The following is a 9,175-nucleotide window of genomic DNA, read 5'->3' on the forward strand; positions in this document are numbered from 1 at the left end:
GATCTGGGCGCACCGGCTGGGGGAGCCCGCGGCCCGCTCACCGCCTCCCCCCGCGGTGGGTGGGGCCCGTTTCAACCCCGGGGCGGGGCCTGCGGCCCTGACTCGACGTACTCGGTACGCCGAGTCAGGGCCGCAGGCCACCTCGTCGACCACCCCTACGTTCGGTGGCTTCGGAACCGGCGAGAGTTAGGCGCCTGCGGGGACCCGCTGGTCGAAGCCGTCGGTGAGCTGGCCCGTGTCGTAGTCCGCGCCGCCGCCGAGGCTCGGCATCATCGAGGTGAGCTGCGGCTTCCACTCGTCGTACTTGCCGGGGAAGCAGCGCTCCAGCAGGCCGGTCATCGCGGCGACGGCGGTCGAGGCGCCCGGTGAGGCGCCCAGCAGGCCGGCGATGGTGCCGTCCTGGGCCGCGACGACCTCGGTGCCGAACTCCAGCACGCCACCCTTGCCCTTGACCCACTTGATCACCTGGACGCGCTGACCGGCGGTGACCTTCTCCCAGTCGCCCGGCTGCGCGGTCGGCATGAACCGCTGCAGCTCGTGGAACTTGGTCTCCGGAGCGGCGGCTACCTGGCCCACCAGGTAGCTGGTGAGGTCGAGGTTCTTCACGCCGGCGCCGAGCATCGAGAAGACGTTGTGCAGGCGCAGCGACGTGATGAGGCCCAGGTACTTGCCCTTCTTGAGGTACTTGGGGCTGAAGCCGGCGTATGGACCGAACATCAGGTAGCTCTTGCCGTCCACGATGCGCGTGTCCAGGTGGGGCACGGACATCGGCGGCGCGCCGACGTCGGCCTTGCCGTACACCTTGGCCTGGTGCTGGGCGACGAGCTCCGGCTTGGCCGTGCGGAGGAACTCGCCCGAGATCGGGAAGCCGCCGTAACCGCGCGCCTCCTTGATGCCCGACGCCTGCAGCAGCGGCAGCGCGCCGCCGCCCGCACCGACGAAGACGAACTTCGCGGTGACGGTGCGGCCGCGGGTCCCGGCGTTCCAGGACCGGTCGCGCAGGTTCAGGCGCCAGCGGCCGTCGCGCAGCTTCTTGAGGCCGCGGACCTCGTGGTTCAGGTGCAGCTCGGTGTTGTGCTCTTCTGCGAAGTCGACCAGCTTCTTGGTGAGCGACCCGAAGTCGACGTCGGTCCCCGCGGCCGCGCGCGTCGCCGCGATCGGCTCGTCGGTGTCGCGGTCCAGGGTCATCAGCGGTGCCCACTGGCCGATGACGGCGGGGTCCGCGCTGAACTCCATGTCGCTGAACAGCGGGTGCACGCTCAGTGCCTCGTAGCGGCGGCGCAGGAAGTCGACGTTGTCGGCGCCACGCACGAACGTCATGTGCGGCGTGACGTTGATGAAGTCCGTGCCCTCCATCAGGCCGGCGGTCAGGAGGTGGTTCCAGAACTCGCGGGAGGTGTGGAACTGCTCGTTGATCGTCACCGCCTTGGAGATGTCGACCGAGCCGTCCTTGCGCTCCGGCGTGTAGTTCAGCTCGCAGAGTGCCGAGTGGCCGGTACCCGCGTTGTTCCACGGGTTGGACGACTCGAGCGCTACCTCGTCGAGACGCTCGTAGATTCCGATACGCCAGGTCGGCTCGAGGATCGTGAGCAGCGCGCCGAGGGTGGCACTCATGATCCCTCCGCCGATCAGCGCGACATCGACCTCTTCGGAGGGACGCGGGGCTGTCTGGAGGTAAGAAGTCACGTCAAGAACATTAGCGGGCTTGTGAAAAGCGGAACGAGCGCTGTGGCACGAATCACGTGGTCTCGGCCGTGACCTCCCTCACGCTCGTTCCGCACGCGTCACCGGGCCGGCACGGCGGACGGCCAGGGCCCGAGCTCCGGCACGGCACCGCGCAGCGGCGTCGTCGGGATGCGCCCGGCCAGCCACGCCACGACGTCACGCGGGTCACCGTCGACGTCGGCGACGGACACGCCGTCGGGCAGCCGCACGGCCAGGAACTCCCGCAGATGGGCGCACAGGGCGTCGTCCCAGGTCTCGTACCCGACGGCCTGGGGAGTGCCCGCCAGCGCGTCCACTCCGTGGATCCGGACCTCGCGCCACCAGGCGAGGAGGCAGCCGGACAGCGGCCCGCCGCGATACCCGCTCGGAGCGTCCCAGAGCGGCGAGCCCGGTGCCGGCCAGGTCTGCGCCAGGTCCGTACGGAGGCGCTCCAGGACCGCCACGTGCTCGGCGACGGAACGCCCGGCGCCTGCCTCGATCCCCGCGTTGCGCGCCTCCTGGCTCGCGTAGACGGGTACCACCTCGCCGCGCTCGGCGGCGTGGGCCTGGCCCAGCATCGCGCTGCCGATCCCCGCGATGTGGGACAGGACGTGCCCGCGGGTCCAGCCCGCCAGGGGCGACGGTCCGGCGAGGTGCTCGTCGGTCAGCTGCCGGACGGCGGCCAGGAGGGCGTCCAGCCCCGCGGTCGAGTCGGCGAGGGCGTGGGCGATCGGGGCGGTGCTCGTGGTCATGGATGTCTCTCCGGGTCGAGGAAGTGGTGGTGTGCTGGCGGTCAGGGCCAGAGGAGACCCCTGGTCCAGGCGTCAGCCCCTGCGCGGTAGAGCAGGCGGGTGTGCGGGCCGTCATCGGGCGCCTGCCAGAACTCGACCTCGGTGGGCGCGACCACGTAGGCGGTCCAGTCCGGCGCGGCCAGCTCCGGGTCGGCGCTCACGGCGCGCAGGGCCTCGGCGAAGGCACGGTCGTACACCTGCCGAGAGGCCAGCGGCTCGCTCTGGTGGTTGACCAGGCCGGCGGCACGGGAGGCGTCCGGGCGCGCGAGGAAGTCGGCGCGGCTCGCCTCCGGCCCGGCCGGCGCGGCGCTCCCGGTGACCTTGACCTGGCGGCCCAGCTCGGGCCAGAAGAACGTCAGGGCGGCGTGCGGGTTCGCCGCCAGGTCACGACCCTTCGGGCTCGTGGACTGCGACGCGAACCACCAGCCGTCCGCCGTCAGGTCCTTGAGGAGCAGCGTCCGCGCGTGGACGTGCCCGGCGGCGTCGGCGGTCGAGAGCGTCGCGGCGTGCGCGGCGAGCAGGCCCGCTTCGATCGCGTCGTCCAGCCAGGCGACGAACAGCTCGTGCGGCGTGGCCGGCGCGGCGTCGGGGTCGAAGGCAGGGAGACCCGGCCGGGTGAAGGTGGGCAGCGCGCGGAGGCGCTCGCGGAAGGTCATGGGTGCTCCTTCTGGGTCAGCAGGCCGACGAAGCCGCGCACCGCCGCGGTCAGCGCGTCCGGGTTCTGCGTGGCGCGGGACAGGACGTACCCGCCCTGGATGATCGCGAGGGCGGCGTGCGCGCGGTCGCCGGCGACGTCGTCGGGCAGACCCGTCTCCCGGAAGATGCCGGTGATGACGCGGAGCAGCCGCACGAAGTAGGCGTCGAGCACGTCGTGCAGGCCGTCGTCGTCCATCACTGCCTGGTCGGCGGTGAGGCGGCCGATCTTGCAGCCGGCCAGGGCGTCGCGTGGCCGCTCGAGGTAGGCGACCAGGCGTTCGATCGCCGGGGAGTCGTCGCCGAGCGTGCGCATCGCCTGGGCGAGCGCCTGGTCCACGGTGGCGCCGACGGCGGCGACGGCGAGGTCGTGCTTGGTGGGGAAGTGGTGGTACAGGCTGCCCTGCCCGACGCCGGACGCCGTCAGCACCGCGCGCGGGCTCGTCGGTCCGACGCCCTGGACGGCGAAGAGGTCCTGTGCGGCGCCGATGAGGCGGTCACGTGCGGTGCTCGTGCTCATGGCCGCACCATACCTACCTCCAGGTATGGTGACAACCCACGACAGGCGGGGGCCGGGCTCGGCGGGGTCAGAGGAGCGTGAGGACGCCCAGCACACCGACCGCCAGAGCCAGGGTGAGCGAGACCGCGATCAGGACGGTGTGCACGGTGAGGAACTTCGTCGCCCTGCCGTTCGCGTCACGCGACCGGGGGTCGGCGGAGATGCGCTGCCAGAACCGCGGCCAGATGAGCAGGTTCCACGCGGCGGTGAGGATCAGGACGACGGACCAGGCAACCGGGATATCCACGACCCCCAGTATGAGCCTTCGTCGAGGGCGGGACCGGTGCGCCTCGAACGGGCAGGCCGTCACACCGGTCACGCGCACGACACCACGACGTCAGAAGTAGTCGCGGACGTGGACCTGCCGGCCCGAGAACAGCGCGGTCAGGACGGCGTCCTGGGCGCGGTCGCCGGTCAGGTGGCCCGCGAGCCGTAGGTTGCCCGCCGACTGCGCCCCCGCGTACAGCAGCGCCAGCCCGTTCGGGCTCAGCACCGGCCGCTCGTGGTGCGCGTCCTCGAGCCCGACGGCGTCGCGCTCGACGTGCGTGACGCCGTCGGACACCGTGAGCGTCCAGGCGCCGTCGAGATCCGGGACGCCGCGGACGGCGAACGGCACCCGCGCACCCTCGAGCGGCGACCCCACGCCGCCCAGCGCACCCGCCACGTCCAGGACCCGCAGCATGTACGGGTGGGCCGCGTGCACCGTCGTGGCCAGGCCCGGCAGCACCAGCCAGGCGGGGTCGAGGCCCGACGTCGACACGCGCGCCGTGCCGACCACCGTCGAGAAGCTGCCGATCGTGCGCCACAGGGCCCGGGCGGCGTCGGGCGTCAGCGCGATGAGGTCGTCGACCTCCATGACGGCGCTCGCCGGCGTGAACCCCTCGCCACGGATCCAGCTCGCGAAGCCGGCCACCTCGCCCGAGCCGTCCACGGCGAGCGTGACGCCCGTGTAGTCGGCGAGGTACTTCTCCGGCGGGGTCCAGAAGGGCTTCTCCGCCCGCGAGACCGGGCCGTTCTGCGCGGCGGCCCACGCGCGGTGGACCGCCGTGATCGCGTCGAGGTCCGCGACTCCCGCGCGCCGCGTGATCACGCCGCTCGGCGCCGCCACCCGGCCCAGCTCCGGCAGCGGGACGTCGACGTCGTCGAACGAGCCGACCACCTCGTAGCCGAGCCCGCGGTAGATGCCCGGGGCGCTCGGGAAGAGCGTGGAGATCGCCTCGCCGCGTTCGCGCGCTTCGTCGAGGGCCGCCGTGAACAGGCGTGCGAGGTGCCCGGAGCCGCGGCGCTCCGGCTCGACGGCGACCCCGGCGACGCCTGCCGTCGGGACCCGCGCGCCATGGAACCACGACGTGAACCCGTACACACGCAGGCGGGCGGCCATGCCGTCGCTGTCGAACGCGGCCCACTCCCGGAAGCCGGACGCGGCCCACTCCTCGCGGGTCGGCAGGGGGCGCCCGCCGTCGGGCGTGCCGAACGCCTCGCCGCCGAGGCGGGTGTAGTCCGGCTGGTCGGCGTACCCGACAGGGCGCACGGTAATACTCATGCAGCCGACCTTAGACGCGTCCGGTACGGCGGGAGCGATGTGCCTGCGGCTCCGCTCCGGGCGCGTGCCTCGTCCCTCGGCCCGCACCCTGCGCTGCGCCTCCGGCTCAGTCGCCGAAGTAGGCGACCAGGTCCTCGGCCGGGTGCGGCCGGAGCAACGGGGTGCGCGTGACCTCGAGCGGCTCGGGGGTGAGCAGGCCCGGCAGCTCGGCGTCGGCGGTGCGGTCGCCGGGAGTGATCCCGTCGTCGGACACGAGGTCGCGCTGGAAGAGCACGGCGTCGTGCCACTGGCCCAGCTTCCAGCCGATCTTCTCGAAGGTGCCCGCGCGGTGGAAGCCCGCCGCCTCGTGCAGTGCGATGGCAGGGTCGTTCGGCAGCACGATGCTCGCGACGGCGCGGTGGTACCCACGGTGCGCGAGCCGCGCCAGTAGCGTGCTGTAGAGGGCGCGGCCGCCGCCGCGCCGCTGGTGGTCTGCCGCGACGTAGACGTTGGTCTCGAGAGTCCAGCGGAACGTCGGGCGGTCCGCGAACGGCTTGGCGTAGGCGAAGCCGGCCACAGCGCCCTCCGTCTCGAGCACCAGCCACGTCTCCCGGCCGAAGAACCGCTCGATGCGGCGCGTCATCGCGCGGGAGTCCGGCGGGCTGGTCTCGAAGGTCGCTGCCGAGTCGGCGACGAAGGGGGCGTAGATCGCGGCGCAGGCTGCGGCGTCGTCTGGTGTCGCGACGCGGACGATGCTGTCCATGGACGAATCCTGCCGGGAACCGACGGTGCGCGATGATCGCAACGTGGGCTTGACGACAGTGCTCTGAGCAGGTAGTTCACGCGCACCGCCGGGGGTCAGGTGGGCTCGCCCGTCGGCGGTGCGCCGTCGAGGTCGGGCGCGAGGTCCTTCTGCAGGCGCATGACGTCGTGCCACTGGCCGTGCTTCCAGCCGATCCGGCGGAGCGTGCCCACCACCTCGAAGCCCAGTGCGCGGTGCAGGCCGAGGCTCGCGTCGTTCGGGAGGGCCAGGCCCGCCACGAGACGGCGGTAGCCCCGCTCGGCCAGCAGGTCGAAGAGTGCCTCGTACAGGGCCCGGCCGGCCCCGGTCCGCCGTCGGCCGACCTCCAGGTAGACGCTGGACTCGGCCGACCAGCTGTAGGCCTCGCGCGCGGAGTACGGCGCGGCGTAGGCGAAGCCGATGACGCCCTGCCTGTCGGCCTCCTGCTCGTTCGCCTCCTGCGCGACGAGCCACGCGTGCCGGGCCGAGCAGGTAGCGATGCGGCGCGCCATCTCCTCGGTGCCCGGCGGTTCCGACTCGAAGCTGACGTGGGTGTGGCGCACGTAGTGGCCATAGATGTCGGCGCAGGCCGCCGCGTCGTCGGGCGTCGCCGGCCGGATCGTCAGGTCCATGACCCGATCGTGCCGGATCTTCGGCCAGGCACGAAACCATCGGTCGGCCCGGGTCTGTCGGTGGCTGGGCATAGCGTGTGGCTCGTGACCACGCTCCAGAGACGGGTGCTTCTCGTCGCCATCCTCGGCTCCTTCGTGTCGTTCCTCGACGGCACGGTCGTGAGCGTGGCGCTACCCGCCATCGCGCGAGAGCTCGGCGGGCCTGGCGTGGCAGGACTGGCTCTGCAGCAGTGGGTGGTCGACGCGTACCTGGTGACGCTTGGCGCGCTGATGCTCGTGGCCGGCTCGGTGTCCGACGTCTACGGGCGGCGCCGGGTGCTGGCGGTCGGGCTCGTCGGTTTCGCGGCGGCCTCCGTGCTGTGCGCGCTCGCGCCGACCGGTCCCGTCCTCGTCGTCGCGCGCGCCCTCCAGGGAGTGGCGGGCGCCCTGCTGGTGCCGAGCTCGCTGGCCCTGATCGTCGCGACGTTCAGCGGCGAGGCGCAGGCCCGTGCGATCGGACGGTGGACCTCGTGGACGACCGCCGCGATGATCGTCGGCCCGTTCGTCGGCGGTCTGCTGGTCGACTTCGTGTCGTGGCGCTGGGTGTTCTGGATCAACGTGCCCGTGATCGCGGTGACCCTCTGGCTGTTGCGCGGGGTGCCTGCGGCGCCGGGTGAGCCGGGGCGCCGCGTGGACGTCCCCGGTGCCGTGCTGGCCGCGTTCGGCCTGGCGGGTGTCGTGTTCGGGCTCATCGAGGGTGAGCGTCTCGGTTGGACCTCGCTCGGCGTCGTGCTGCCGGTCGTCGCCGGCGCCACGATGCTGGTGGCGTTCGTGCTCTACCAGCGGCGGGCGGCGGACCCGATGCTCCCGCTGAGCCTGTTCCGTGCCCGCAACTTCGCGTGGGGCAACCTGGCCACCACCGCGATCTACGGGGCGCTCTCGCTGGGCGGCTTCGTGCTCACGCTGTTCCTGCAGCAGGTCGCGGGGTACTCCGCGACGTGGTCCGGGGTGGCGCAGCTCCCGACCACGTTTGCGATGATCCTGCTGTCGGCCTGGTTCGGCACGCTGGCGGGTCGCTACGGGCCGCGGCTGTTCATGACGGTGGGGCCCATCGTGGCGGGGGCCGGATACCTCCTCATGCTGTCGATCGACGAGACGGCCTTCTATCCCACGCAGGTCCTGCCGGGCCAGCTCGTGTTCGGCCTCGGCCTCGCGATCACGGTGGCACCCCTGACGGCGGCCATCCTCGGCGCCGTCCCGGCCCACGACGCCGGCATCGGCTCGGCGGTGAACAACGCCGTGGCACGCGTGGCGGGGCTGGTGACCGTGGCGTTCGCGGGCATCATCACGGGCGGCGTGCTCGACGTCGCCTCGTTCCACCGTGCGCTCGTCGTGACCGCTGCCCTCCTCGTGGTCGGCGGGCTGCTGTCCTTCGTGGGTATCCGGAACACGCGCCGGATGGATCCCGACCAGGCCCTGGCCAAACCGACTTAGGTATGCCTAACCTCATGGCATGGCACACAAGGGACGCAAGGCGATCGACCCGCACGTCGTGATGGCTGACGTCGTCAACACCAAGCGGGTCACGCCGAACATGATGCGGGTGACCCTCGGTGGTGACGAGCTCGCCCAGCTCACCCCGGTCGGTTACGACCAGTGGTTCCGCCTCTTTCTGCCGCGCGCCGGCCAGGACATGCTGCGCCTCCCGACCCGCACGTCCGGGCTCTGGTACGCCGAGTACCTCACCACGCCGAAGGCCCGGCGGCCCTGGGTACGCAACTACACCGTCCGCGCGGCGCGGCCCGACCTGAACGAGATCGACGTCGACTTCGTGCTGCACGCCGGCCCTGACGAGGGCACCGGAGAGGCCGCCGAACACGGTCCGGAGCATGCCGCCGAGCACGGTCCGGGCCATGTCGCCGAGCACGGTCCGGGCGCGGGCTTCGCCCAGACCGCCGAGCCCGGCCTGCGGGTCGGCATCCTCGACCAGGGCATCTCCTACGACGCGGGCCACGAGCACGACTGGACGCTCCTGGTGGCCGACGAGTCCGGGCTGCCCGCCGTCGCCGGCATCTGCGAGTCCCTCCCCGAGGGCGCGCGCGGCATCGCCGTCGTCGAGGTACCCACGGCCGGGGACAGGCAGGAGCTCCGGGCTCCGGCCGGCGTCGAGCTGCGGTGGGTGGTGCGGTCCGACGCGCATGCCGTACCGGGCCAGGCCGCGCTCGCCGAGCTGCGGGGCCTGGACCTCGCCGGTCTCGGCACCGAGATGTACGCGTTCACGATCGGTGAGTCGTCGCTGGCCACCGGCGCGCGCCGGCACCTCGTGAACGAGCGCGGGGTGCCCAAGACCCAGGTGGACTTCGTGGGCTACTGGCGGCACGGACGCTCGGCGCCGGGCTGAGCCGCCCGGCGCTCCGCGCCCGCGCCCGAACCGGAGTGGGGGGGGGGTGAGTTCGCGGTTATGTGGCGGCGGGGGGGGGGAGCAGGGGGAGAAACCGACCCCCCACCGCCCCA

10 protein-coding genes are annotated in these 9,175 nt (G+C 72.6%); 2 read left to right on the forward strand and 8 right to left on the reverse strand.

The genetic code is table 11. The features are described 5' to 3' along the window. Positions 1–186 precede the first annotated feature (186 nt). The 8 genes from mqo to AB0F40_RS26590 form a co-directional block, all read right to left on the reverse strand. Positions 187–1,686, reverse strand: a complete 1,500-nt coding sequence (gene mqo / locus AB0F40_RS26555) for a malate dehydrogenase (quinone) (RefSeq protein WP_357475128.1) — start codon at positions 1,684–1,686, stop codon at positions 187–189. Between the two features lie 98 nt (positions 1,687–1,784). After that, a complete protein-coding gene (locus AB0F40_RS26560) occupies positions 1,785–2,456 on the reverse strand; it encodes a maleylpyruvate isomerase family mycothiol-dependent enzyme (RefSeq protein ID WP_357475130.1) in 672 nt (223 codons plus the stop codon). Between the two features lie 41 nt (positions 2,457–2,497). After that, positions 2,498–3,151, reverse strand: coding sequence for a pyridoxal 5'-phosphate synthase (locus AB0F40_RS26565; protein ID WP_357475132.1), 654 nt, complete (start codon positions 3,149–3,151; stop codon positions 2,498–2,500). Continuing rightward, on the reverse strand, positions 3,148–3,708 hold the full coding sequence (locus AB0F40_RS26570) for a TetR/AcrR family transcriptional regulator (protein WP_357475135.1): 561 nt from the start codon (positions 3,706–3,708) through the stop codon (positions 3,148–3,150). The genes AB0F40_RS26565 and AB0F40_RS26570 overlap by 4 nt, the downstream gene beginning before the upstream one ends. A 67-nt stretch (positions 3,709–3,775) precedes the next feature. Continuing rightward, positions 3,776–3,994, reverse strand: coding sequence for a hypothetical protein (locus tag AB0F40_RS26575; protein WP_357475137.1), 219 nt, complete (start codon positions 3,992–3,994; stop codon positions 3,776–3,778). 90 nt (positions 3,995–4,084) lie between these two features. After that, positions 4,085–5,290, reverse strand: a complete 1,206-nt coding sequence (locus AB0F40_RS26580) for a GNAT family N-acetyltransferase (RefSeq protein ID WP_357475140.1) — start codon at positions 5,288–5,290, stop codon at positions 4,085–4,087. A 106-nt stretch (positions 5,291–5,396) separates the two neighbouring features. Beyond that, the gene (locus tag AB0F40_RS26585) at positions 5,397–6,032 is read right to left on the reverse strand and encodes an N-acetyltransferase family protein (RefSeq protein WP_357475141.1); all 636 of its coding nucleotides are present in this window, start codon (positions 6,030–6,032) and stop codon (positions 5,397–5,399) included. Positions 6,033–6,127: 95 nt separating this feature from the next. After that, positions 6,128–6,682, reverse strand: coding sequence for an N-acetyltransferase family protein (locus AB0F40_RS26590; RefSeq protein ID WP_357475144.1), 555 nt, complete (start codon positions 6,680–6,682; stop codon positions 6,128–6,130). Between the two features lie 84 nt (positions 6,683–6,766). Here AB0F40_RS26590 and AB0F40_RS26595 point away from each other — a divergent pair, with 84 nt between their 5' ends. Then, entirely contained in the window at positions 6,767–8,155 is a 1,389-nt protein-coding gene (locus AB0F40_RS26595) for an MFS transporter (protein WP_357475146.1), read from the forward strand. Between the two features lie 19 nt (positions 8,156–8,174). Beyond that, positions 8,175–9,062 carry a siderophore-interacting protein gene (locus tag AB0F40_RS26600; RefSeq protein WP_357475148.1) on the forward strand — a complete coding sequence of 296 codons (888 nt, stop codon included), beginning with the start codon at positions 8,175–8,177 and terminating at the stop codon, positions 9,060–9,062. Positions 9,063–9,175 lie beyond the last annotated feature (113 nt).

The sequence above is a fragment of the Promicromonospora sp. NPDC023987 genome (assembly GCF_040639055.1).
Lineage (GTDB): Bacteria > Actinomycetota > Actinomycetes > Actinomycetales > Cellulomonadaceae > Promicromonospora.